Here is a 24,648-nt window from a genome sequence, read left to right on the forward strand (position 1 = left end):
AGCGAAAAGATTGTCAATACATCATGAAAAAAAATCTCTCCTTTCTCCGTTACCTAGTGATTGCAATTGTTACGCTTTTGCTAGACCAGCTGAGCAAATGGTCTGCCTTGAGTAATTTGCAGTTAGGCGTACCCGAACCTGTTTTACCATTTATGAACTGGTTGTTACTGTTTAACCCAGGGGCAGCGTTTTCATTTTTAGCGCAGAGCTCTGGTTGGCAGCGCTGGTTCTTCACAGTCCTTGGCCTAGCGGCTTCTGTTTATATTCTTTGGCTATTACGCAAGAGCCTTGATGACAAAATGCTCTGCTGGGCTCTCAGCCTCATTCTGGGTGGCGCACTAGGCAATGTCCTAGATCGCATCATGTATGGCGCTGTAGTGGACTTTATTGACCTGCACTACGCCAATTGGCATTGGCCAGCATTTAATATTGCTGATAGTGCCATTTGCATTGGGGCGACCCTCATTATTTGGGGTGAATTACGCAAGTCATTTGGCAAAACCCCCCATTCCCTTTAAGCTGGCGCCATGCAATCACTTTTAAATAAGAAAATCGTTCTCGGCATTTCTGGGGGCATTGCGGCCTATAAGTCTGCCGAGCTAGCGCGCCAGTTGATACAAGAGGGTGCTAGTGTCCAAGTAGTAATGACGCAAGCTGCCCAGCAATTTGTGACGCCCGTCACCATGCAAGCACTCACAGGCAATCCGGTTTACACCAGTCAATGGGATAGCAGCATTGCCAATAACATGGCACATATTGAGCTTTCAAGAGCTGCTGATGCGATTTTGATTGCGCCAGCAAGTGCAGATCTGATGGCTAAACTATCTCTTGGCCTGGCTGATGATTTACTGACCACGCTTTGCCTGGCGAGAGATTGCCCCTTACTACTTGCTCCCGCCATGAACAAACAAATGTGGGAGCATGATGCTACCCAAAGAAGTGCTGAACGACTAATTAAAGACAATGTCACATTACTCGGCCCTGCAAGTGGCTTTCAGGCGTGTGGCGAAGTGGGCTTTGGTCGCATGCTCGAACCCGCAGAAATTACCGAGCAATTAATTGCCTTCTTCCAAAAGAAACCCTTGTTAGGCAAGAGAGTTTTAATTACTGCCGGGCCTACCTTTGAAGCAATCGATCCCGTACGTGGCATTACCAATCGTAGCTCTGGCAAGATGGGTTTTGCAATCGCGCGCGCTGCTGTAGAGGCTGGTGCGGAAGTTCACCTGATAGCCGGTCCTTGCGAGCTAGATACACCACTGGCTGCGACTGGAAAAATTACGCGCACGAATGTAGTTAGCGCTAAAGAAATGCACGCAGCCACAATACAATCTGCAAACTGCGATATTTTCTTTGCGGTAGCCGCTGTTGCAGACTGGGGAGTTGCCAAGCCAGCTAAAGAAAAAATGAAGCGCCAGGGGAAACTGGCTCCAACTCTAGAGTTCATAGCCAACCCAGATATCCTGGCTGATGTCGCGAAAATAGTCAAAATAAAAAACGGTAAGTCATATCCTTACTGCGTTGGTTTTGCAGCTGAATCTACGGACCTTCAAAAGCATGCAGAAGAAAAGCGTAAACGCAAAGGTATTCCGATGATCATCGGCAACATTGGTCCAGATACCTTTGGTAGCGATCTCAACCAGCTACTCATCGTCGATGAAAGCGGTAGTAAAAAAATTGCTAAAGCTGAAAAGCTTCAGCTTGCACGTCAACTCATTCAATTAGTTGCCAAAAAAATATAAAACTCAAAACCAGTTTTAGGAAACTCCATGCAAGAACTTCAAGTCAAAATTCTCGATGAACGTATGCGCGACCAATTACCTGCATATGGAACTCCTGGTAGTGCTGGACTAGATCTTCGCGCCTGTATTGATGAAACCATTGAGATTGCCCCGGGACACACAGTCCTTATCCCAACGGGTTTAGCAATTTACGTGGAAGACCCACGCTATGCGGCATTCATCCTACCGCGCTCAGGCCTAGGCCATAAGCATGGCATCGTTCTCGGCAATTTAGTGGGATTGATTGATTCGGATTACCAGGGTCAACTCATGGTGAGCACTTGGAACCGCGGTTCTTCAGCATTCAAGCTAGAGCCGATGGAGCGCTTAGCTCAATTAGTGGTGATGCCAGTGCAACAAGTGGAGCTCAAGGTGGTTGAGGAATTCACGGAGAGTAGTCGTGGCGCTGGTGGGTTTGGAAGTACAGGACGCAGCTGATTTAATCCGAATAGTATTACCCAATAAAAAACCACCCGAAGGTGGTTTTTTATTTTCTGTCAAATTTCCTCAACCGGAGCCACATCAGCCTTAGGCCGCTTGCCAGGAACTACTGGGGCATCAAACTGAAGCTGAACCTTGCCATCTGTATCGATGTCAACCGCGACATGACCGCCCTGCGCCAATTTACCGAAAAGTAGCTCGTCAGCCAAGGCTTTACGTACCGTATCTTGAATAATGCGTTGCATTGGTCTTGCACCCATAAGTGGGTCAAAACCATGCTTAGCCAGATGCGCACGCAATGCTGGACTAAAGGTTGCATCCACTTTCTTCTCATGCAATTGCTCTTCTAACTGCATTAAGAATTTGTCAACAACACGCATGATGATGGTCTCATCAAGCGCCTTGAAGGAAACAATCGCATCTAAACGATTGCGGAACTCTGGCGTAAAGAACTTCTTAATATCTGCCATTTCATCGCCAGACTCACGAGCATTGGTAAAGCCGATGGTGGACTTCTGCATTGCTTCTGCACCAGCATTGGTTGTCATAATGATGATGACGTTGCGGAAATCAGTCTTTCGCCCATTGTTGTCAGTGAGGGTTCCGTGATCCATTACCTGCAAGAGAATATTGAAAATATCCGGATGGGCTTTCTCAACCTCATCAAGCAAGAGAACGCAATGCGGCTTCTTATTTACGGCTTCAGTTAGCAAGCCACCTTGATCAAAGCCTACATATCCTGGGGGTGCGCCAATCAAACGGCTGACCGCATGGCGCTCCATGTACTCCGACATATCAAAACGTAGGAGCTCGATACCTAAAATATAAGCCAGCTGCTTGGCAACTTCAGTCTTGCCAACCCCAGTTGGGCCAGAGAATAAGAATGAGCCAATCGGTCTATCGATCTTACCAAGACCAGCCCGGGTCATCTTAATAGCACTGGCTAAGGCCTCAATTGCTGGATCTTGGCCAAATACCACGCTCTTAATATCGCGATCTAAAGTTTGTAGCTTGCTGCGATCATCTACAGTTACAGACTGTGGCGGTATCCGAGCAATCTTTGCTACGATCTCCTCAATCTCTGGACGACCAATAGTTTTCTTCTGTTTTGACTTGGGCAGGATCCGTTGTGCCGCACCAGCCTCATCAATCACATCAATTGCTTTATCTGGCAAATGGCGATCATTGATATAACGTGAAGATAGCTCAGCGGCAGCCACTAAAGCAGCGGAAGCGTATTTAACTCCATGGTGCTCTTCAAAGCGAGATTTGAGGCCACGCAAGATTTGCACCGTCTGATCAACGGTTGGCTCAACCACATCTACCTTCTGGAATCGACGTGACAATGCGGCATCTTTCTCGAAAATGCCACGGTACTCAGTGAAGGTTGTTGCACCGATACACTTAAGCTGGCCATTCGATAGGGCAGGCTTTAACAAATTGCTTGCATCCAATGTACCGCCAGATGCAGCACCGGCACCGATTAAGGTATGAATCTCATCGATAAATAAAACACCATGGGCGCTATCTTTTAAAGACTTCAGAACACTCTTCAAGCGCTGCTCAAAATCGCCACGGTATTTAGTGCCCGCTAATAAGGCACCCATATCTAATGAATAGACTGTGGCATCAGCCAAGATCTCAGGCACATCGCCCTTCACAATTCTCCAAGCCAGACCTTCGGCAATCGCAGTCTTACCAACACCAGCCTCACCTACTAATAGCGGATTGTTTTTGCGACGACGGCACAGCACCTGAATCACGCGCTCAACTTCGCTATCTCGACCAATCAGCGGATCAATCTTGCCCTGCTTAGCTAGAACATTGAGATTTTGGGTGTACTGCTCCAACGGACTCTCTTTGCCGCCGGAGCTTGCATCTTCCGTCTCCTGAGTAGATTCAGCAGGCTTGACTGGTTCAGCTTGATCTTTGCGTACACCATGGCTAATAAAGTTCACCACATCTAGACGAGTAACGCCCTGCTGCTGCAAGAAGTAGACCGCATGTGAATCTTTTTCGCCAAAGATGGCTACGAGCACATTGGCTCCGGTAACCTCTTTCTTCCCATTTGAAGTGGATTGCACGTGCATGATGGCGCGTTGAATTACCCGCTGAAAACCTAAAGTTGGCTGCGTATCAACCTCATCGTTACCCGGAACAACTGGTGTGTTGTCATTAATAAAATTCTTAAGCTGAGAACGGAGCTCAGCAATATTGACAGCACAGGCTTTTAAAACCTCAACTGAGGTTGCATTGTCCAACAAGGCAGCAAGCAAATGCTCTACTGTAATAAATTCATGTCTTGAAGCTCGCGCATCAACAAACGCCATATGCAAACTGACTTCTAGTTCCTGGGCAATCATGCTTCCTCCATAGTGCACTGTAGTGGGTGACCCGCTTCGCGGGATAGCTCGATAACTTGATGCACTTTTGTTGCCGCAACATCTCGCGTGAATACACCGCAAATGCCTTTGCCAACTAAATGAACCTGCAACATAATCCGTGTAGCCGTCTCATGATCCTTATTAAAATACTCCTGAATTACCATCACCACAAATTCCATTGGCGTGTAATCGTCATTCAATAGTAAAACTTTATACATCGAAGGCGCCTTTAGCTTCTCGGCCTGCTTTTCGAGAAGAATGGTGTCCTCAATGTGAGGGTTGTTTGGATTACCAACCGTGGGGTTTTTCGTTGTACGACTCATGTGAAACATTCTAAACACAGATGTAAAAAATTAGGATTTGAGGGCTTTGTTGCAAAAAAACCATCAAGAAAGGGCCTTAAACACTATATTGGGGCATTTTTCGATAAAAAAAGGGGGGGGTAATCGTAACTATATTTAGCCACCCCCTTGACACCCCACCATAAAGGGCAAACAATCAGGGGGTAGGCTTCATTTGAAGTCCTATTTAGGCGTGTTGTAGAGCGAGACTGATTAAAAAGTATTCACCCTCATCACGGTTGTTTTAAGTTTATGTAATGGAGTTCGCATGGCGACCGGAATTGTTAAGTGGTTCAATGATGCAAAAGGTTTTGGCTTTATCAAACCTGATGATGGTGAAGAAGAGTTGTTTGCGCATTTCAGCGCAATCACAATGCCTGGGTTTAAAACACTCAAGGAAAACCAAAAGGTAACGTTTGACATTACCCAAGGTCCTAAGGGCAAACAAGCTACTAATATCCAAGCAGCTTAATCTGCTTTAGATCATTATTAAAAACTCAGGACTTGTTCCTGGGTTTTTTTTCGTCCATATTTTCTAGCTTAGCTGACCCTACCTTAGAATTACCTCACCTACACCCATCAGACAAAACATCATGTGTTTACTCAAGCTCAAGCAATGCATTTTTTCACTCGCGGCAATCGCTTGCATCCTCTCAACTTCTGCACATGCTCAACAGAACATTGGCCTACCTACAATTGAACTCAAGGCTGGAATCTATCGCATTCAGGCAGAGTTAGCTGACACCCCTAAAGCACGTGAAGTTGGGCTCATGAATCGCATCAGCATGCCCACCAATTCCGGCATGCTCTTTATCTTTGAGCAAAAAGCTGGTCATTGCTTCTGGATGAACAATACGAAGATTCCCCTATCGATTGCCTTCATTGCTGATGACGGCAAGATTGTGAATATCGAAGAGATGCAAGCGGAAACTACTAACAACCACTGCCCTAAAGCAGCTGTTCGTTATGCGCTTGAGATGAATAAACAGTGGTTCTCCGAGAGAGTCATCTTACCCGGCACCGTTATTCAAGGGCTACCTAAAAAATAAGAGGGTGATCGTAGCTATAAAACAAAAAACGCAGACCTCGGTCTGCGTTTTCTTTTGGGCGAAATAGAAATGATCGCCTTGCTCACCAAATCACTTACTCAAAATGGCATACGTAATGCACTGGAGACTCGGCACGAATGATGAAATAACCACCTTTTTCTACTTCCCAGCTTTGACCCGCCTTGAACTCGACTTCTGGGGCGCCGTTAATGCTGACAAAAGCATTACCATCGATGACTTCCATGATTTCTTTGGTACTGAGATCAAAACGTAAGGTGCTTGGTAGTACAACGCCGACCGACTTACGATTACCATTTGGCAAGGTCACGGTATGGGACACGCACTTACCATCAAAAAATACATTGGCTTTTTTTCCTACAGAAACTTGATCAAATTGCATCTTTATTCCTTCTAATCTGAGTTACTAGCTAGTTGTTTGTCTTAATTACTTGGCGCGCTTACGTCTTGCGATTTCAGCAATCCGCATGCGTAAGGCATTGAGCTTAATGAATCCCCCAGCATCAGCCTGGTTATAAGCGCCGCCATCATCATCAAAGGTGGCGATAGTTTGGTCAAACAAAGTATTTATTGAGTCACGTGAAATTACAGAGACAGATCCTTTGTAGAGCTTCAAGCGCACAACACCATTGACCATCTTTTGAGTATGATCAATTAAGGTTTGCAAGGCAAGACGCTCTGGAGCCCACCATAAACCGTTGTAGATCAAGCTAGCGTAACGTGGCATCAAGTCGTCTTTGAGGTGAGCCACTTCGCGATCCAAGGTAATGCTCTCGATACCGCGATGTGCTTTTAACAAGATAGTGCCGCCAGGAGTTTCGTAGCAGCCACGGCTCTTCATACCAACAAAGCGGTTCTCCACTAAGTCCAGACGGCCAATACCATGCATACCACCGATGCGATTGAGTTCAGCCAACAGCTCATGCGGCTTATAGGCTTTGCCATTAATCGCAACTGGATCACCAGCGCGGAATTCAATTTCGATTACTTCTGGAGCATCCGGCGCTTTTTCAGGGGATATGGTCCAACGCCACATTGACTCTTCTGCTTCAGCATTTGGATTCTCGAGGTGGCGACCTTCGTAACTGATATGCAATAAGTTAGCATCCATAGAATAGGGTGAACCGCCTTGCTTATGCTTCATCTCGACTGGGATGCCATGTTTTTCCGCATAGGCCATCAATTTTTCACGCGAGAGGAGATCCCACTCACGCCATGGAGCAATTACTTTGATTCCTGGCTCGAGTGCATAGTAACCCAATTCAAAACGCACCTGATCATTGCCCTTACCGGTAGCGCCGTGTGATACGGAGTCCGCACCAGTCTGGCGAGCAATTTCAATTTGGCGCTTAGCAATCAGTGGGCGTGCGATGGAAGTGCCTAACAGATACTCGCCTTCGTAAATCGTATTGGCGCGGAACATAGGGAACACAAAGTCGCGAACAAACTCTTCACGCAAGTCGTCGATGAATATATTTTCGGGTTTGATGCCAAACTGCAGCGCTTTGGCGCGAGCCGGCTCCAACTCTTCACCCTGACCTAAATCAGCAGTGAAGGTAACAATCTCACATTGATAGGTATCTTGAAGCCACTTTAAGATTACGCTAGTGTCAAGACCACCGGAATAAGCTAGAACTACTTTTTTAATATCAGACATGATTTTTATTCAATCAAAAAAATTAACCAATAACAACCAAAACAAATTGCTTAAAAATAACTTAATCTAAGCGGCCGCAGAGGAGATACTCCATCAGAGCCTTTTGAACATGCAGACGATTTTCAGCCTCTTCCCAAACAAAACTTTGTGGACCATCAATCACTTCTGCAGAAACTTCTTCACCGCGATGTGCTGGCAAGCAATGCATAAATAAAGCCTCTGGCTTGGCCAAAGACATCAACTCTTCATCGACCTTCCAGTCTTTAAAAGCAGCCATACGAGAGGTATTTTCATCCTCATAGCCCATGCTGGTCCAAACATCAGTGCTGACCAAATCAGCGCCCTTGCAGGCATCTTTTGGATCAGCACATATAGTCAAGTGCTTTGAAGCTTTCTCAGTCAATCTAGAGTCGTCCAACTGATAACCTTCTGGAGCAGAGAAACGAATTTGGAAATCCAAACACTCAGCCGCCTGAATCCAGGTATAGGCCATATTGTTAGCATCACCGACCCAAGCAACTGTTTTACCCTGGATTGGGCCACGTGCCTCTACAAGGGTGAAGATATCAGCTAACACCTGGCAAGGATGGTATTCGTTAGTTAGACCATTAATTACTGGCACACGAGAATTTGCTGCAAAGCGCTCAATAATCTCTTGGCCAAAGGTACGAATCATAATGATGTCGGTCATCCTAGAAATCACCTGTGCAGCATCTTCTACCGGCTCGCCACGACCCAACTGCGTATCTCGGGTGTTTAGGTATACAGCGTGACCGCCAAGCTGGTGTACGCCTGCCTCAAAAGAAAGACGAGTACGAGTCGAATGCTTCTCAAAGATCATTGCTAAGGTGCGATCATGAAGAGGATGCCAAGTCTCGTAACTTTTGAATTTCGTCTTGAGCCAAGCAGAGCGCTTGAGGAGATAGTCATACTCTTCGCGTGTCAGGTCAGCAAACTGCAAGTAATGCTTAACCTGGCCAGGCACTTGAGGCTTTGCCAAAGATGTCATTGTTGAGCTTTCTACTGGAGTTTTAGCTTGCATTTTTTGTTTGAGACATCGAACTGCACGAAAATAGTTCCTAAAGTCATCTTAAGGCCTTCGCAGACTGTTAAGCTAGAGGGCTGAGCAACACTGATTCCTTACAACGATTTCTACGCCAACTTGAACCACAAAAAGCTTTTCATTCAAGGCATTACAACGTCCGGCAAACCTTTTCGCCCTAGTGACTGGGCAGAGCGTCTTTGCGGAGTTATGGCTACTTTTCGCCCACCAGGCGATACTGGTGACCCCCGCTTCACTTACTCGCCTTATGTTAGACCAGTGCTTATTGCAAACGTGAAATGCGTTGTTATTGATACCAGACTAAGAAATCTTGATCCGAGAGCGCTTGACTTTGTCATGAACTTTGCCAAAGACAATTACCTACCAATCGAAGAGGCCTGCGAATTCGAACCGAATTCTCAATCCCAGTCCTAAAAACAAAAACCCGCTCTGATAAGGAGCGGGCTTAGACTCAGATTACTCTAGAGCCTGCCTAAAACTATAAAAACCTTATGCTGCCATTGCCTTAATAGCTGCAGACAAACGTGACTTCTGACGTGATGCAGTATTTTTATGAGCGATCTTTTTATCAGCAATCTTGTCAATTGTTGATTGAGTTGCTGCGAAGATCTTGGCTGCAGCAGCCTTATCGCCAGTTTCAATTGCTTTGCGAACCGCCTTGATGGAGGTACGAAGCTTTGAACGCAAACTGGAGTTGTGTTCATTTTGTTTTACTGCCTGCCGTGCGCGTTTACGCGCTTGTGCGGTATTGGCCATCTCTAAACCTTGCTATATAAAAATTACAAAATACGATTAACTGGAAATCTGCGTGGTTCGCTAAATTCATAAGCTAGCCCACCAAAACCCAAGATTTTACATTAAAGGACTAAAAAAGCCCAGTAGCTTGATAAATAGGGGAAAATTAGCCCATGAATCTGCTTTCTGCTGCTGCTAAGGTCAGCTCCCTCACAATGCTCTCCAGGATCACCGGACTACTCCGGGAGACCCTGATTGCCCGTAGTTTTGGGGCCTCAGAGTGGACCGATGCCTTTAATGTGGCCTTCAGAATCCCCAATTTGCTTCGCAGACTTTTTGCCGAAGGGGCCTTTTCTCAGGCATTTGTCCCGATTTTAGGAGAAATCTCGAGCAAAGAGGATGTAAAACAGTCCCAAATCCTTGTCAATGCCGTAGCTACGCTCTTATTTTGGGCTTTGTTACTCACAGTACTCCTTGGGGTGATTGGCGCCCCCCTGTTGATTTTTGCCATTGCTACGGGCTTTGAGGGTGGCCCAGAATATGAGGCGAGCGTAGTCATGACCCGCATCATGTTCCCCTACATTGGCCTCATTTCGATGGTTTCGCTGTCAGCCGGAATCCTAAATACCTTTGGCCGCTTTGCCATTCCAGCATTTACTCCGGTTTTGCTCAATCTCGCCCTCATCGGCAGCGCTATCTTTTTAGCACCCCATCTTGAGCAACCAATCTATGCCTTGAGCATCGGCGTGCTTTTAGGGGGGGTGCTACAGCTCGCAATTCAGATTCCAGCGTTATCCCGCCTTGGCTTATTGCCTAAGGTAGGCCTTTTACCGAGAGCCATCAAAGCAGCCATCAACAATCCAGATGCTAGACGCGTCATGAAATTAATGGGGCCTGCAGTATTTGCAGTTTCAGTCGCCCAGATTTCTCTCATCATTAATACCAATATTGCCTCTCGTTTACAAACAGGCAGCGTTTCCTGGCTCTCCTATGCTGATCGCCTCATGGAATTTCCAACTGCCCTTTTGGGGGTGGCGCTTGGAACAGTGCTGCTTCCAAGCCTGAGTAAAGCAAATGCAAAAAATGATTTGGTACATGCTGGAGAACTGTTAATTTGGGGATTGCAGCTAACATTTTTATTGGCAGCACCTTGCGCTATCACCCTCTTTATCTTTGGGGAGCCACTGGCGGCAGTTCTATATCACTACGGTAAATTCAATGCCCTAGACGTATTAATGACACAGCGTGCGCTGGCAGCCTATGGTGTTGGACTGATTGGCCTCATTTTGGTAAAAATCTTGGCTCCTGGCTATTACTCGCGGCAAGATATTCGTACGCCAGTAAAGATTGGCTTGCTAGTCCTAGTGGCAACCCAATTAGCTAATTTAGCTTTTGTGCCTTGGCTTGGGCATGCCGGGCTAGCACTCTCCGTTGGCGCTGGAGCCTGCCTAAATGCTGCACTACTGTGGGTGGGCCTGCATCAGCGCGGCGCCCTGCCCAGCGCTGCATGGTTAAAGTATTTAGGGCAACTCTTGCTTGCTTTAATTCCTTTTGCAATGCTCTTGTACTACGCAGCTACAGCGCATGATTGGATTGCACTGCAATCAAGCCCCTGGATTCGCGTTGGATTGCTTGCTGCTTGGCTGGCCGTGGCTGCAGTGGTTTATTTTGTCTCTTTAGGTCTTGTCGGTATCCGCTGGCAAAAATTCTTACGTCATGCAAAATAGCTTTTATGCCAACACAACAACTCGACTATTTCACATCTCTCGTTGCTGAAGACGAACACCTCCCTCTAACTGAGGCGACAGTAGCCGTTGCACAACATGCGTATCCCGATCTCGATGTTCAGGGAGTCCTCGATCAGATTGATCAGTGGGGCAATAAACTCAAGCAGCGCATCACTCCTGATACGCCACCGATTCAGCGTTTGCAATTGCTCAAACATTTCTTTTATAACGAGTTAGGTTTTGGCCCTAACCCGAATGACTTCTACGCGCCCGAAAACTCTTATCTTCACCAGATCATTGAGAATCGCCGTGGTATTCCAATCTCATTGGCAATCTTGATGATGGAACTCGGACAGCAAATTGGTTTAAATATTCGCGGAGTATCCTTTCCAAATCACTTCATGATGCGCATCTCCTTGCAGCAAGGGGAAATTATCATGGACCCTTTAAATGGTGAGTCACTCTCCAAAAATCAATTACAAGAAATGTTGGATCCTTACCTAGATGCCAAAGGTTATCGCGGCGAACTCAGTCTGCCACTCAATATTTTTTTGAGGGTCTCTAGCTCTCGAGAAATTCTCTCGCGCTTTATGAGAAATCTCAAAATGATTTATTCGGAAGATGAACGTTGGGAGCGTCTTTTGGGAATTCAGGAACGTTTAGTGATTTTGCTGCCAGATTCATCCGAAGAGGTTCGTGACCGTGGCTTGATCTTTGCGCAACTAGAGTATGTACGCCCTGCAATAGCTGATCTTCATCACTACTTAAGCGAGATGCCTGGCGCAGAAGATGCGGCAGATATTCGTGAACATATAGCTACTCTAGAGGGTCAAACTAAGCTTCATTAAGCGAAGATTTTGCAATCTCCGCAAAGATTGCGAGATTTCATTCTTATAATGAGATATGCAAACTGAACCTCACATTCAGCCTTCGCATTTACCTCATAAGCCACCCATACTCTGTATTGTTGGCCCCACAGGCGCAGGCAAAACCCATCTCGCGATGGCATTGGCAGACCATGCTCAATCTTTAGGCCAAACCATTGAATTAATCAGTATGGACTCGGCTTTGGTATATCGCGGATTAGATATTGGTAGCGCCAAACCAACTCAGGCTGAACAGGCTGCCGTTCAGCATCACCTGATTAATATCTTAGAGCCTACTGAATCCTATTCGGCGGCGCGCTTTGCAAATGATGCCAAAAGACTAAGTGAAGAAATTCGTCATCGCGGAAATATTCCCGTTGTAGTGGGGGGCACGATGCTGTACTGGCGGGCCTGGGCATATGGCCTTTCATCCCTACCGCCAGCAGACCCAGAGATCCGCGCCCGTCTCGATGAGCAAGGTAAGGCGATTGGCTGGCCTGCGATGCACGCTGGTTTAGCCAAAGTTGACCCCATCACTGCTGCGCGTTTACAGCCCAACGATTCTCAACGAGTACAACGTGCTTTAGAGGTTTATGAAATTACGGGAAAGCCGATGTCAGAGCTACTGGCAGATTCACCAAGCGAAGATGGTAGAGAAGGTTCAGCCATTCCAGAGTGGATTGACCTGATCTCACTGGAGCCCAGCGATCGCTTACGCTTGCATCAAAACTTAGAAAAACGCTTTGATGAAATGCTTGCGGGAGGATTGTTAGAAGAGGTTGAGCTACTGAGAAAAAATTCGGATCTGCATGGTGACCTTCCAGCAATTCGCTCCGTTGGCTATCGACAAGTCTGGGAGTATTTATCAGGAGAAGTAGATCAAACTGAAATGCGCTCCAAGGCTCTGGCAGCTACTCGGCAACTTGGTAAAAGACAATTGACTTGGTTGCGCGCAATCGCAGGAAGAAAAATATATGACCCCTTCAATCCAAATGAGTTGCAGGCAGCGCTAGACTACTGCAAACAAAGCCTCAGTAGATAGATTTTTACTGAAATCAAATAACGATTGTTTGCGGCGCTCCAGTAGGACGCTCTACAACCTCACCAACAGTCCAAGCATGCAAACCTTCAGCTTTCAGAGACTGGATTGCGGTATCAGCTTGCTCAGCAGACACAATTACCACCATGCCAATACCGCAGTTAAATACGCGTACCATTTCTGCATCGGCTACGCCACCCTTCATCTGTAACCAGCGGAAGAGTTCTGGCATTTTCCAGCTATCACGATGGAGAACAGCTTGAATATTTTCTGGAAGCACACGTGGCACGTTATCCACTAAACCGCCACCAGTGATGTGAGCCATACCCTTCACATTAATTTCGTTAATAAGCTTAAGTAGTGGCTTCACGTAAATTTGTGTAGGCGCCATCACGACATCACCCAAAGGACGACCACCCAAATCATCGGTCGGCTTGGCGCCAGCGCGATCAATAATTTTACGAACCAATGAATAGCCATTTGAATGTGCGCCACTTGAGGCAATTGCTAAGACCACATCTCCAGGAGCAATTGTTGCGCCAGTAATGATTTTGGATTTTTCAACTGCGCCAACTGCAAAACCAGCCAAGTCATATTCACCCGGAGGATACATACCGGGCATCTCAGCAGTTTCACCGCCAATCAGTGCGCAACCAGATAGCTCACAACCCTTAGCGATGCCACCAACTACAGTTGCTGCAGTATCTACAGTAAGCTTGCCGCAAGCGAAGTAATCCAAGAAAAAGAGGGGTTCGGCACCCTGGACCAAAATGTCATTCACGCTCATCGCAACTAAATCCTGACCGATCGTATCGTGACGATTCCACTCAAAGGCTAATCTAAGCTTTGTGCCAACACCATCGGTGCCGGATACCAATACGGGCTCTTTGTAACGTTTTGGCACCTCAAACAAGGCTCCAAAGCCACCAATTCCCGCCAGAACGCCTTCTCGCATAGTTTTTTTGGCCATGGGCTTAATACGATCTACCAAATCATCCCCAGCGTCGATATCGACACCAGCATCACGGTAGGAAAGGCCTTTTGAGGGGGAATTAGTAGATGAGTTCATGGCAGAGATAGAAGATTAGTAAGAAACGTAACTTGGTCGGTAGAATCATTGAATTCTAGAGGATTCGAGCACGATGGCTGAAATTTTTACCCCTTTTCTAACTGCATTTATTTTGGCTTATGCCCTGCGCCCAGTATGCCTATGGCTTGAGAGGCATCGCCTACCCCGCGCAGCAGCCGCTGGGATTGCCATGATTATTGGCCTGGCAGTCGTATTTTCGATTTTGACCCTCTTTATTACCCTCCTGAAAACTGAAATTCCCCTCATCAAGGCGCAATTTCCGACCTGGATTCAAAATACCCAATCATGGCTTGGGCCCAAGTTAAGCGAATTTCACATCAATCTTGACTGGAGCACACTGAAAGATAGTGCTACCCAAAAAATTACTACGCACCTCAATGACAACTCCGATGCGCTGATGTCTTCTACTCTGGAGACGGTATTAATGTCCGGTAGCTCGGTGATTGCTGGATTCGTCAATGCAGTTCTGATTCTCTTTGTCATGTTTTATCTACTCATTGACTGGGATCACTTTTTTAAACTCATTAGAAAAATCGTACCTCTTCGAGCACAAGAAACGGTGCATGGCTTAGCCATGCATGCTGACGGACTGCTATCACAATATCTCCGAGGCATGCTGATTGTCATTTCCATCATGTCAGTTTTCTATAGCGTAGGCTTAAGTTTGCTTGGCATTCAGGGTGCGGCGGCATTGGGCGTCTTTACTGCACTAATGATTGTGATTCCCTACATCGGCATTACATTAGGCTTCACCTTGGCAATCCTTGCAGCTCTTTTGCAGTTTGGGCCTGGAGGTGCAATTATTGGCGTCCTTGTGATCTATGGGCTCGGCCAATTTATTGAAGGCTTCTTCCTCACACCACGGCTAGTAGGCGAGCGCATCGGCCTACATCCAGTTGCCGTACTATTTGCTTTATTGTTATTTGGAAAATTGTTTGGTTTCTTTGGCGTACTTCTGGCATTACCAACGAGTGCAGTCGGCTTAGTTCTTTTGCAATATGCTTGGTCACGCTATACCCAAAGCCCGTGGTATCAGAAGTAAATTTTAGTAGCAATGAATAGCTCCTCACTACCAAAACAGTTTGCGCTCGACATAGGTCACACGCCCAAACCCAGCTTAAGTAATTTTTTAGCCGGGGAAAATTTAGCACTGCACTCCGCCCTATTGGCTTTAGTCAAATCCTGGGAAATGAAGACGCCAAGCTTGGTAAGTGAGAATCCGTTAAATCAACGCTGGATTTATTGGTGGGGCCCAGAAGGCTCTGGTCGTAGTCATTTACTCAGCGCAATTGGCGATGCTGCTCAGCAACTTGGTTTGGACCGCTTTTCCCTGAGCCCAAATGAACCAATTTCCTGGGTGCGCCTAGAGGAGTGCTTGCCGTCGCTTAGCGAAAGTGAACAGCCCTCTGTCATCACCGTAGATGATGTGGATCGACTTGACGAGCGCTTGGTAGCCTCTTTATTTCGCATTCTGAATACCATCCAGGCCAGTAAAGCGGTTCATATTTTCATGTCAGGCAATGCCGCCCCTGGCGTATTAAGGCTCAGAGAAGACCTTCGCACTCGCCTAGGGTGGGGATTAGTCTTTCAAACTCACCTTTTGGGCGATGGTGAGAAAATAGAGGCGCTTCACCAAGCAGCGCAAGCGCGCGGCTTGGTTTTATCGCCAGATGTATTGCCTTGGTTGTTAAATCGCTTTTATCGCGATATGCCAAACCTGATGGCATTGATTGATGCTTTGGATTCCTATTCACTAGAAACAAAACGTGCTGTCACCCTACCTCTTGTGAGAGAGCTCTTGCAGCCAAAATAAATATTAATGACTCAATTAGCACTGTTCGACCTAGATCACACCCTTCTTCCCTGCGATAGCGATTATGAGTGGGGTCAGTTCTTATCGCGTATTGGCGTAGTCGATAGCAAATACTATGCTCAGCAAAATGAACGCTTCTATCAAGATTACAAAGATGGCAAGCTCAACATTCAAGAATTCTTACGCTTTGCATTAAAACCGCTCTCAGAGCATTCTCGTGCACAACTCAAAGAATGGCATGACGCTTTTATGCAAGAAGTGATTACTGGTCAACTTCGTCAACAGGCAATTGATTTAGTGAAGCGTCACCAAGATGCCGGTGATCTTTGCTGCGTTGTCACTGCAACCAATAGCTTTGTTACTAGGCCCATCGTAGAAAGTTTTGGCATTGAACACCTTGTCGCCACTGAACCCGCGACCCTAGGAGATAACCCTCTCGCTAATTTCACTGGTGAAGTTAAAGGTATACCTAGTTTCCGAGAAGGGAAAATTCAACGAGTGCATGATTGGCTTTCCACTCAAAACCTTGCGTTAGATCATTTACCAAAGAGTTATTTTTACTCTGACTCCATCAACGATTTACCCCTCCTGGAAAAAGTGAGCAATCCCGTTGCCACTAATCCGGATGCTCGCCTGCGTGATGAAGCTTCAAAACGTCACTGGCCCATACTTGAACTTTTCGCATGATTACCAAATTTATTAAACGCATTTTTCGTCGTGACCCCATGATCCGACATACTGTGGCTCATAGCTCAGGTTCACCGAAACGAATCCCCAAAAAAACACATCGTATTGATCCGCATTTGCTATCTAAAAATGCGGTGAAGGTAACCCAGACATTACAACAAGCTGGCTATGATGCTTTTATTGTTGGTGGTGCAGTAAGAGATTTAGCTTTAGGAATTGGCCCCAAAGATTTTGATGTTGCAACGAATGCTACGCCCGAGCAAGTACAAAAACTATTTCGTAAGGCACGTCTGATTGGTCGTCGCTTTCAGATTGTGCATGTCACCTTCTTTGGCAAAGGCCAGCCTGAGATCATTGAGGTATCAACCTTCAGAGCCTTACTGGAAAACGCTGGTGAGCATCTGGCTGAAAATGGCCGCATCCTGCGTGATAACGTCTGGGGTAGCCAGCATGAAGATGCTGCTCGAAGAGACCTCAGCATCAATGCAATGTACTACGATCCCGCCACTGAAACCATACTCGATTATCACGGCGGTATGGCCGATATGCAAAAGAAAACATTGCGCATGATTGGTGACCCTACTAAGCGCTACCGCGAAGATCCAATTCGGATGTTGCGTGCTATTCGTTTTGCTGCAAAGACAGGATTTACTTTAGACGAAGCGACTCGCGCACCCATCGCCAAGTTAGGTAAGTTGCTTAATGATGTTCCATCCGCCCGTCTCTTTGATGAAATCCTCAAGCTACTCATGTCTGGTTATTCATGGGCTTCGATTCAAGGCCTTAAGGAGGCGGGACTACATCATGGTCTACTACCTTTACTAGATCACATCCTAGATGAGAGCGCAGATTCAAAAGAGGCGAATGATTTTGTTCGCATTGCACTTGCTAATACAGATCAACGCATTCAATCAGGTAAAAGTGTCTCAGCAGGATTCTTATTTGCGACTTTGCTCTGGCCAGACCTACTGAGCAATTGGAAAAAGAATATTGCCAAGGGGATTGCCAATATTCCCGCGCTGCATGATGCCATGGATGAGACCATTGCGAGCCAAAGTAGCGGCATGGTAATTCAACGTCGCTTTGAAAGCGATATGCGAGAAATCTGGTCTATGCAGCCCCGCTTCGAAAAACGCGTTGGACGCTATCCCTACCGGCTCATTGAATCCCCACGTTTTAGAGCGGGTTATGACTTCATGCTCCTGCGTTGTGCTTCGGGCGAGAAAAATCCCGCTTTAGGAGAGTGGTGGACCAACTTCATCGCTAGCGATCCAGCAGGGCAAGATGACTTAATGGCTGGCATCAAAAATGAGGTTGGCAATAGTGCCGGCCCCGCAAAACGACGTCGCCGCAGAAAAGCCAAATCAGCCCTTCCCACTGAGGGTGCAGCAGACTAAGCAGACTTGAGAAAAATTCAGTAAAGTAGATTCGGTAGTTTCATTTAGCTTTCTATCGTTTGGAATGAGCATGGCTCGAGCTTTTATTGGATTTGGTGGAAATATCGGTGACACGCGTCAGCTTATTACTGACGCGATTGTGTGCCTTGCACAGCGCTGCGAACTCCAAATCCTAGCCAAAAGCTGCTTCTACCAGAGCGCGCCCTTCCAAGCTACTGGCGAAGACTATATCAATGCAGTAATTGAAATTGAAACCCAACTAAGTCCATATGGCTTATTACACGTCTGCCAAGCAGTCGAGCAAGAATTCGGTCGCGAGCGTCCTTACACCAATGCCCCCCGCACAATTGATTTAGATATCTTGGCATTTGAAGGTGTATCCCAAGCTGATACCGAACTCACCATCCCCCACCCCAGAATCATTGAGCGCTCTTTTGTCCTGCTGCCTTTGCTAGAAATTGCCCCAGACTTCTTCTTACCTAACTGGGGTGAACTGAAAGCTTATTTACCCAAGGTAGCGGATCAGCGCATTGAAAAACTCCCTTGCCGCAACTGTAATTGTGGTGAAAAAGACGTTTATAGCCAATCCGCACATTAATTCATTAAACTCAGGCAATGAGTTACTTACAAGGCGAAAAGCCAATCTCCATTACAAAGCTCCTCTCGATGCACGCCGAGGGTGAAAAGATTACGATGCTCACTGCATATGATTCAACGATGTCCGCACTATTGAATCGCTGTGGTGTGGAAGTCATCCTGGTTGGAGACTCACTAGGTAATGTCATTCAAGGCCATAGCAGCACTACCCCAGTCACAGTCGAGCAGATGGCCTATCACACAGAATGCGTAAATCGGGCTAACTCCTCCGCTTTTCTCATTGCCGATCTACCATTTGCTAGTTACGGCGACCCCGAACAGGCTTTAGATTCTTCTGCAGCACTCATGCGTGCTGGAGCCGATATGGTCAAGCTTGAAGGAGGCGGTGACTGGCAAGTGGACATCATTCACTATTTAGTGAAACGAAGTGTTCCTGTCTGCGCTCATTTAGGTTTATTGCCACAATCAGTCCATCTCTTAGGCGGCTATAAGGTACAGGGTAAATCGAAAGATGCTGCCACCCATATGCTTGAACAAGCACTTGCTTGCCAGGAAGCCGGGGCACAGATGGTGGTGCTTGAAGCTATTCCTGCATCTCTAGGTGAAAAAATTACCGCTGAACTCCATATCCCAACGATTGGAATTGGTGCAGGCGCAGATTGCTCCGGCCAAGTCTTGGTTCTGCAAGATATGCTTGGCATCAGCCCAGGCAAGGCACCAAAGTTTGTTAAAAACTTTTTAGATGGGCATACCTCGATTGAGGCAGCAGTCAAAGCCTATGTTCGAGAAGTAAAATCTGGAAAATTCCCCGGACCCGAACACGGCTTTGCTGGCTAAGTGTTTTGAGCTACCAGCTCATCTAAAGAATTAGCTAAAGAAACTCTTCACGCCGTCGAACCAACCCTTTTGATGGGGGTTATGTTTATCGCCACCTGATTTAAGACTGTCATCGAACTTCTGCAGTAATTTTTTCTGCTCATCAGTTAGCTTAACTGGGGTCTCAATGGCAACATGAACAAAGAGATCCCCCACCATCGTGGAGCGTAGCCCCTTAATCCCCTTGTTGCGCAAACGGAATGTTTTACCAGTTTGCGTACCCTCAGGAATCGGAAACTCGACGCGCCCCGAAAGAGTTGGCACTTCAATATCACCACCAATCGTTGCAGTAGCAAAAGAAATTGGCATCTGAACATGTAAATCACTGCCATCACGCTCGAATACCTTATGAGGCTTGACTCTAACCTCGACATACAGATCGCCGGATGGTCCACCATTTACGCCTGGCTCACCATTTCCAACAGAGCGGACGCGCATACCGTCATCAATGCCCGCAGGAATTTTAATTTCAAGTGTTTTTTGTTCTTTATGCTTACCGCTACCATGGCAAGTCTTACATGGCTTAGGAATATATTCACCAGTACCGCGGCACTTAGGGCAAGTTTGTTGCATCGAGAAGAAGCCTTGCTGGACGCGGACTTGGCCATGACCATCGCAAGTAGTACATCTCTCAGCTTTACTGCCAGGCTCAGCGCCAGTGCCATGACATGGCTTACAGTCACTCCAACTTGGGACTCGAATTTGCGTGGTGTAACCCTCAGCAGCCTGTTCGAGAGTGATCTCCATGTTGTAACGTAAATCAGCACCTTTGTACACCTGCGGTCCAGACTGTCGTCCACCTCCTTGCCCAAAGATATCGCCAAAGATGTCACCGAAGGCATCCGCAAAACCGCCGCCGCCAAAGCCACCACCACCAAAGCCGCTGGATTGATCCACGCCTGCATGACCATATTGATCATAAGCGGCACGCTTATTCGGATCCGTGAGGGTTTCGTAGGCTTCTTTAACTTCTTTAAATTGCGCTTCCGCCGTTTTGCTATCAGGGTTGCGATCAGGGTGATACTTCATCGCCATTTTCCGATAAGCCTTTTTTAGCTCCTCATCGCTGGCACCCTTCGCAAGACCAAGCACTTCGTAATAATCGCGTTTACTTGTAGGCACAAAATTCCTCTCAACAACCTGAATGACACAAGTCGGCACGGGGCCGACTTGTTATTTAAGTACTTCTAAACTACGTTAAATGGCTATCAATTAAGGGACTACTTCTTGTCATCCACTTCTTTGAAATCCGCATCCACCACGTCAGCATCCGGAGCGGCAGCTTGCGTACCACCAGTAGCTGCGCCAGGAGCAGCACCAGCTTTAGCTTGTTCAGCAGCCATGGCTTTTTCACCCAACTTCTGACTTGCTTTACCCAAAGCCTCAGTCTTAGCTTCAATTGCAGCTTTATCGCTACCCTTGATGGCCTCATCCAATTCTTTCAGGGCAGCTTCGATTGCCTCTTTCTCAGAAGCCTCCAAGGCAGAGCCATGCTCTTCCAAAGCCTTCTTGGTTGAGTGAGCCAAAGCATCCGCAGTATTGCGCGCTGTTACTAATTCCAATGCTTTTTTATCTTCATCGGCATTCGCTTCAGCGTCTTTCACCATGCGTTGAATTTCTTCTTCAGTCAAGCCAGAGTTTGCCTTAATGGTGATCTTATTCTCTTTGCCAGTCGTTTTGTCTTTTGCAGTTACATGCAAAATACCGTTGGCATCAATATCAAAGGTCACTTCAATCTGTGGCATACCGCGTTGCGCTGGAGCAATACCTTCCAAATTAAACTCACCAAGTAGTTTGTTTGCAGCAGCCATCTCACGCTCCCCTTGGAAGCACTTAATTGTTACCGCTGGCTGGTTGTCTTCCGCTGTAGAGTAAACCTGCGAATGCTTAGTAGGAATGGTTGTATTTTTCGGGATCATCTTAGTCATGACGCCACCCAAAGTTTCGATACCCAATGACAATGGGGTTACATCTAAGAGCAACACGTCTTTGCGATCGCCAGATAACACGGAGCCCTGAATCGCTGCACCAACCGCGACCGCTTCGTCTGGGTTCACATCCTTACGCGGATCTTTGCCAAAAATTGCTTTTACCTTGTCCTGAACAGCAGGCATACGAGTCTGACCGCCAACCAAAATCACGTCGTCAATATCAGCCACATTCACACCGGCATCCTTAATTGCAGTTAAGCAAGGACCAGCTGTACGGTTAATCAACTCCTCTACCAAAGACTCCAACTTAGCGCGGGTCAACTTCAAGTTCAAATGCTTAGGGCCGCCTGCATCTGCAGTAACGTAAGGCAAGTTAATTTCAGTTTGCTGTGCAGATGAGAGCTCGATCTTAGCTTTTTCAGCAGCGTCTTTCAAACGTTGCAATGCCAATACATCTTTACTCAAATCCACGCCTTGCTCTTTTTTGAACTCAGCAATAATCCAGTCAATGATGCGTTGATCAAAATCCTCACCACCCAAGAAGGTGTCGCCGTTAGTAGAGAGCACTTCAAACTGCTTCTCTCCATCCACGTTGGCAATTTCAATAATGGACACGTCAAATGTACCGCCGCCCAAGTCATATACAGCGATCTTACGATCCACTTTATCTTGCTTATCCAATCCAAATGCCAATGCCGCTGCAGTTGGCTCATTGATGATGCGCTTCACATCTAAACCAGCGATCCGGCCTGCGTCTTTAGTTGCTTGACGTTGACTATCATTGAAATAAGCGGGAACAGTAATCACTGCTTCAGTGACTTCTTCACCAAGATAATCTTCGGCAGTCTTTTTCATTTTGCGCAGAATTTCTGCTGACACTTGTTGCGGCGCCATTTTTTTATCACGCGCTTCAACCCAAGCATCGCCGTTATCCGCTTGAATAATTTTGTAAGGCATTAAACCGATGTCTTTTTGCACTTCCGCATCAGTAAATTTACGCCCCATCAAACGCTTCACTGCATAAATGGTGTTTTTAGGATTCGTAACTGATTGGCGTTTTGCAGGCGCGCCAACCAATACTTCACCGTCTTCTACGTAGGCGATGATGGAGGGAGTTGTGCGACCGCCTTCAGCGTTCTCGACAACCTTAGGTGCATTGTTTTCAACAACGGAAACGCACGAATTCGTGGTTCCCAAGTCAATTCCGATAATCTTTCCCATAATGGCTCCAAAAATTAAGTTATGTGTAATCTCGTCAAACTGCGAATAAATCGATATTCAATAAATGGGGTCGAAAAGAGCTATTTCAAGGGCTAATAAGCAAAAAAGGCAGAAATCTGCCTTTTTTAGCCCGCTTTTTGTTAAAAATCCCCTGGTTTAGGGGTTTTATAGCTTATTTAGGTGCGCTCACAGTGACTAAGGCAGGGCGCAGGATACGGTCCGCAATCGAATAGCCCCTCTGAAGCACTGAAACTACGGTATTGGCCTCTTGCTCTGAGGGCACTGAAGCAATCGCCTGGTGGTGGTGAGGATCAAACTTGTCGCCAATGGCAGGATTAATCTCAGTCATGCGACCTTTTTCAAAGGCTGAAAGTAGCTGCTTGAGGGTGATTTCTAGGCCCTCTTTAAACGCTTTAGCATCCACCGCTTCTGCGTTCAGAGCTGCATACAAGCTATCCGTTACTGGCACAAGATGCTCAGCAAAACTTTCAATCGCAAACTTATGCGCCTTAGAGACATCTTCAGCAGCGCGGCGACGAATGTTTTCACCTTCAGCTTTTGAGCGAAGATAGTTATCTTGCATCTCTGTTAACTTTTGATTTAACTCAGCAATTTCTTGCTCCGGTGTCTTTACTTCGGCATCTGCAGGAACCGCATCGGCACCGCCCTCAGCCTGAGAATCGGCGGCAATATTTTCCTGCTCAGGAGATGGATTTTGATTATCTTGGGTCATGGGTACAAATTCACTTTTCTATCAGGATGTCTACTACTCAACAGTATGGGGCCGACTAAGGTAATTTCAAGTGCAATGGAGTTTAAGCAATTTTGGCTTTTGCCAGCTCAGCTAGGCGATCACGTTCGTGCAATACTGCATCAGACTCTGCGCCTAAACTCCAGCCAGACAAATGCTGCTGGGCAATCTCGTACATGGCATCAATCCACTTTGGATTGCTATTTAGGCAAGGGATATAGCGGTAATCTTTGCCACCATGCTCCAAGAAAATCTCGCGCGCCTCCATGGCGATCTCTTCTAATGTCTCCAAGCAATCCGCCGGAAAACCTGGGCAAAAAATATCCACTCTTCTGCAGCCTTCTTTGCCTAACTTTTCAATCGTTGGAGCCGTGTAAGGCTTAAGCCACTCCGCCTTACCAAAACGAGATTGAAAGGTCACCAAATACTGTCCAGGCTCTAAGCCCAATGACTCACCCAGCAGACGTCCTGTTTTTAAGCACTCACAGTGGTATGGATCACCCTTCATTAAATTACGTTTAGGCAAACCATGGAAAGACATCACAAGATAGTCGCCAGCAGCGAAATCTGGACGCCCATCTTTATCCCATGCGCCGAGCACTTGGTCGCGCAGTGCGGCAATATAGGCAGGGTTGTCGTGGTAATACTTTACCAATCGTAGCTCAGGTTGATTGCGCCAAGTTCCAAGAATACGAAACACCTCATCAAAACTAGAGGCAGTAGTTGTTGCTGAATACTGCGGATATAGTGGCAACAATAGAAGGCGCTCCATACCCTGAGCCTGTAGGGCTTCCAAGGCTTGCTGAGTGGAGGGCTCACCATAGCGCATCGCTAAATCTACCAACACCACTTCACCATGGTTAGCGAATTTTTCACCTAACTCTTTGGCTTGCAGGCGGGAGTAGTGCATTAATGGCGAACCTAATTTTGGCAACCAAATTGATGCATATTTCTTTGCGGACGCACTACTGCGAATTGGCAAAATAATAACGTTCAAAATGCACCACCAAATAATGCGGGGGATTTCTACGACGCGTGGATCAGATAGAAATTCTTTGAGATAAACCCTCACCGCTTTAGCGGTTGGTGCGGAAGGCGTGCCTAAGTTCAGCAATAGCACTGCTGTCTTGGAGGGGCGTAAGTGGGGATTTTGATTCAAGGAAGATCCGTCTTAATTAAATGGGGGC

At 46.7% G+C, this 24,648-nt stretch carries 26 protein-coding genes; 15 read left to right on the top strand and 11 right to left on the bottom strand.

The features are described 5' to 3' along the window. Positions 1-23 precede the first annotated feature (23 nt). Genes lspA through dut form a run of 3 tightly spaced genes read left to right on the top strand, consistent with a single transcriptional unit; the run spans position 24 to position 2,216 of the window. Complete coding sequence (gene lspA, locus ICN43_RS10695; protein WP_216199643.1) at positions 24-518, top strand: signal peptidase II; 495 nt, start codon at positions 24-26, stop codon at positions 516-518. Positions 519-527: 9 nt separating this feature from the next. Further along, positions 528-1,739, top strand: a complete 1,212-nt coding sequence (gene coaBC / locus ICN43_RS10700) for a bifunctional phosphopantothenoylcysteine decarboxylase/phosphopantothenate--cysteine ligase CoaBC (RefSeq protein ID WP_216199644.1) — start codon at positions 528-530, stop codon at positions 1,737-1,739. A gap of 27 nt (positions 1,740-1,766) precedes the next feature. Next, on the top strand, positions 1,767-2,216 hold the full coding sequence (gene dut, locus ICN43_RS10705) for a dUTP diphosphatase (protein ID WP_216199646.1): 450 nt from the start codon (positions 1,767-1,769) through the stop codon (positions 2,214-2,216). Between the two features lie 59 nt (positions 2,217-2,275). Here the strand turns inward: dut and clpA are convergent, their stop codons facing one another. Both clpA and clpS read right to left on the bottom strand, forming a co-directional pair. Then, positions 2,276-4,582 carry an ATP-dependent Clp protease ATP-binding subunit ClpA gene (clpA, locus tag ICN43_RS10710; protein WP_216199648.1) on the bottom strand — a complete coding sequence of 769 codons (2,307 nt, stop codon included), beginning with the start codon at positions 4,580-4,582 and terminating at the stop codon, positions 2,276-2,278. Next, positions 4,579-4,935 (bottom strand): ATP-dependent Clp protease adapter ClpS, encoded by a 357-nt coding sequence (gene clpS / locus ICN43_RS10715; RefSeq protein ID WP_216200083.1) that lies wholly within the window; start codon positions 4,933-4,935, stop codon positions 4,579-4,581. Before clpS ends, clpA begins: the two co-directional genes overlap by 4 nt. Before the next feature lie 277 nt (positions 4,936-5,212). Between clpS and ICN43_RS10720 the strand changes: the two genes are divergently transcribed. Further along, positions 5,213-5,416 carry a cold-shock protein gene (locus ICN43_RS10720; protein ID WP_011903586.1) on the top strand — a complete coding sequence of 68 codons (204 nt, stop codon included), beginning with the start codon at positions 5,213-5,215 and terminating at the stop codon, positions 5,414-5,416. A gap of 121 nt (positions 5,417-5,537) precedes the next feature. Next, entirely contained in the window at positions 5,538-5,993 is a 456-nt protein-coding gene (locus ICN43_RS10725) for a DUF192 domain-containing protein (protein WP_216199651.1), read from the top strand. Between the two features lie 94 nt (positions 5,994-6,087). Here ICN43_RS10725 and ICN43_RS10730 read toward each other — a convergent pair whose 3' ends face one another. The 3 genes from ICN43_RS10730 to argF form a co-directional block, all read right to left on the bottom strand. Then, complete coding sequence (locus tag ICN43_RS10730) at positions 6,088-6,393, bottom strand: pyrimidine/purine nucleoside phosphorylase (protein ID WP_216199652.1); 306 nt, start codon at positions 6,391-6,393, stop codon at positions 6,088-6,090. Positions 6,394-6,438: 45 nt separating this feature from the next. Further along, entirely contained in the window at positions 6,439-7,668 is a 1,230-nt protein-coding gene (locus ICN43_RS10735; RefSeq protein WP_216199653.1) for an argininosuccinate synthase, read from the bottom strand. A 61-nt stretch (positions 7,669-7,729) separates the two neighbouring features. Next, on the bottom strand, positions 7,730-8,677 hold the full coding sequence (gene argF / locus ICN43_RS10740) for an ornithine carbamoyltransferase (protein WP_216199654.1): 948 nt from the start codon (positions 8,675-8,677) through the stop codon (positions 7,730-7,732). Between the two features lie 153 nt (positions 8,678-8,830). On the opposite strand from argF, the gene ICN43_RS10745 reads away from it, so the two are divergent. Further along, a complete protein-coding gene (locus ICN43_RS10745; RefSeq protein WP_216199655.1) occupies positions 8,831-9,145 on the top strand; it encodes a DUF3579 domain-containing protein in 315 nt (104 codons plus the stop codon). 75 nt (positions 9,146-9,220) lie between these two features. Here the strand turns inward: ICN43_RS10745 and rpsT are convergent, their stop codons facing one another. After that, a complete protein-coding gene (gene rpsT, locus ICN43_RS10750) occupies positions 9,221-9,487 on the bottom strand; it encodes a 30S ribosomal protein S20 (RefSeq protein WP_216199656.1) in 267 nt (88 codons plus the stop codon). Positions 9,488-9,639: 152 nt separating this feature from the next. Between rpsT and murJ the strand changes: the two genes are divergently transcribed. From murJ to miaA, 3 genes are read left to right on the top strand one after another with little or no spacing between them, the layout of a single operon-like run. Then, positions 9,640-11,193, top strand: a complete 1,554-nt coding sequence (murJ, locus tag ICN43_RS10755) for a murein biosynthesis integral membrane protein MurJ (RefSeq protein ID WP_216199657.1) — start codon at positions 9,640-9,642, stop codon at positions 11,191-11,193. Between the two features lie 5 nt (positions 11,194-11,198). Further along, positions 11,199-12,041 (top strand): SirB1 family protein, encoded by an 843-nt coding sequence (locus ICN43_RS10760; protein ID WP_216199659.1) that lies wholly within the window; start codon positions 11,199-11,201, stop codon positions 12,039-12,041. A 55-nt stretch (positions 12,042-12,096) separates the two neighbouring features. Then, positions 12,097-13,101: a tRNA (adenosine(37)-N6)-dimethylallyltransferase MiaA gene (gene miaA / locus ICN43_RS10765; protein WP_216199660.1), complete on the top strand. Its 1,005-nt coding sequence runs from the start codon at positions 12,097-12,099 to the stop codon at positions 13,099-13,101. A gap of 13 nt (positions 13,102-13,114) precedes the next feature. Here the strand turns inward: miaA and purM are convergent, their stop codons facing one another. Then, the gene (purM, locus tag ICN43_RS10770; protein WP_216199662.1) at positions 13,115-14,167 is read right to left on the bottom strand and encodes a phosphoribosylformylglycinamidine cyclo-ligase; all 1,053 of its coding nucleotides are present in this window, start codon (positions 14,165-14,167) and stop codon (positions 13,115-13,117) included. 73 nt (positions 14,168-14,240) lie between these two features. Here purM and ICN43_RS10775 point away from each other — a divergent pair, with 73 nt between their 5' ends. The 6 genes from ICN43_RS10775 to panB all read left to right on the top strand — a co-directional run bounded on the left by ICN43_RS10775 (position 14,241) and on the right by panB (position 19,519). Continuing rightward, on the top strand, positions 14,241-15,230 hold the full coding sequence (locus tag ICN43_RS10775) for an AI-2E family transporter (protein ID WP_216199664.1): 990 nt from the start codon (positions 14,241-14,243) through the stop codon (positions 15,228-15,230). Positions 15,231-15,242: 12 nt separating this feature from the next. Continuing rightward, positions 15,243-16,001, top strand: a complete 759-nt coding sequence (hda, locus tag ICN43_RS10780) for a DnaA regulatory inactivator Hda (RefSeq protein WP_216199666.1) — start codon at positions 15,243-15,245, stop codon at positions 15,999-16,001. 6 nt (positions 16,002-16,007) lie between these two features. Then, positions 16,008-16,688: an HAD family phosphatase gene (locus tag ICN43_RS10785; RefSeq protein WP_216199669.1), complete on the top strand. Its 681-nt coding sequence runs from the start codon at positions 16,008-16,010 to the stop codon at positions 16,686-16,688. Beyond that, positions 16,685-18,085: a polynucleotide adenylyltransferase PcnB gene (gene pcnB, locus ICN43_RS10790; RefSeq protein ID WP_216199671.1), complete on the top strand. Its 1,401-nt coding sequence runs from the start codon at positions 16,685-16,687 to the stop codon at positions 18,083-18,085. Before ICN43_RS10785 ends, pcnB begins: the two co-directional genes overlap by 4 nt. 70 nt (positions 18,086-18,155) lie before the next feature. Further along, the gene (folK, locus tag ICN43_RS10795) at positions 18,156-18,683 is read left to right on the top strand and encodes a 2-amino-4-hydroxy-6-hydroxymethyldihydropteridine diphosphokinase (protein ID WP_216199673.1); all 528 of its coding nucleotides are present in this window, start codon (positions 18,156-18,158) and stop codon (positions 18,681-18,683) included. A gap of 17 nt (positions 18,684-18,700) precedes the next feature. Further along, positions 18,701-19,519, top strand: coding sequence for a 3-methyl-2-oxobutanoate hydroxymethyltransferase (gene panB / locus ICN43_RS10800; RefSeq protein ID WP_216199675.1), 819 nt, complete (start codon positions 18,701-18,703; stop codon positions 19,517-19,519). 30 nt (positions 19,520-19,549) lie between these two features. Here panB and dnaJ read toward each other — a convergent pair whose 3' ends face one another. The 4 genes from dnaJ to hemH all read right to left on the bottom strand — a co-directional run bounded on the left by dnaJ (position 19,550) and on the right by hemH (position 24,620). After that, positions 19,550-20,680: a molecular chaperone DnaJ gene (dnaJ, locus tag ICN43_RS10805; RefSeq protein ID WP_216200086.1), complete on the bottom strand. Its 1,131-nt coding sequence runs from the start codon at positions 20,678-20,680 to the stop codon at positions 19,550-19,552. Positions 20,681-20,778: 98 nt separating this feature from the next. Next, on the bottom strand, positions 20,779-22,710 hold the full coding sequence (gene dnaK, locus ICN43_RS10810) for a molecular chaperone DnaK (RefSeq protein ID WP_216199677.1): 1,932 nt from the start codon (positions 22,708-22,710) through the stop codon (positions 20,779-20,781). 172 nt (positions 22,711-22,882) lie between these two features. Then, positions 22,883-23,443 (bottom strand): nucleotide exchange factor GrpE, encoded by a 561-nt coding sequence (gene grpE, locus ICN43_RS10815; protein WP_216199678.1) that lies wholly within the window; start codon positions 23,441-23,443, stop codon positions 22,883-22,885. Between the two features lie 82 nt (positions 23,444-23,525). Further along, positions 23,526-24,620 carry a ferrochelatase gene (gene hemH / locus ICN43_RS10820; RefSeq protein ID WP_216199680.1) on the bottom strand — a complete coding sequence of 365 codons (1,095 nt, stop codon included), beginning with the start codon at positions 24,618-24,620 and terminating at the stop codon, positions 23,526-23,528. Positions 24,621-24,648: the final 28 nt, after the last annotated feature.

The organism is Polynucleobacter sp. UK-Mo-2m-Kol15, assembly GCF_018881505.1.
Lineage (GTDB): Bacteria > Pseudomonadota > Gammaproteobacteria > Burkholderiales > Burkholderiaceae > Polynucleobacter.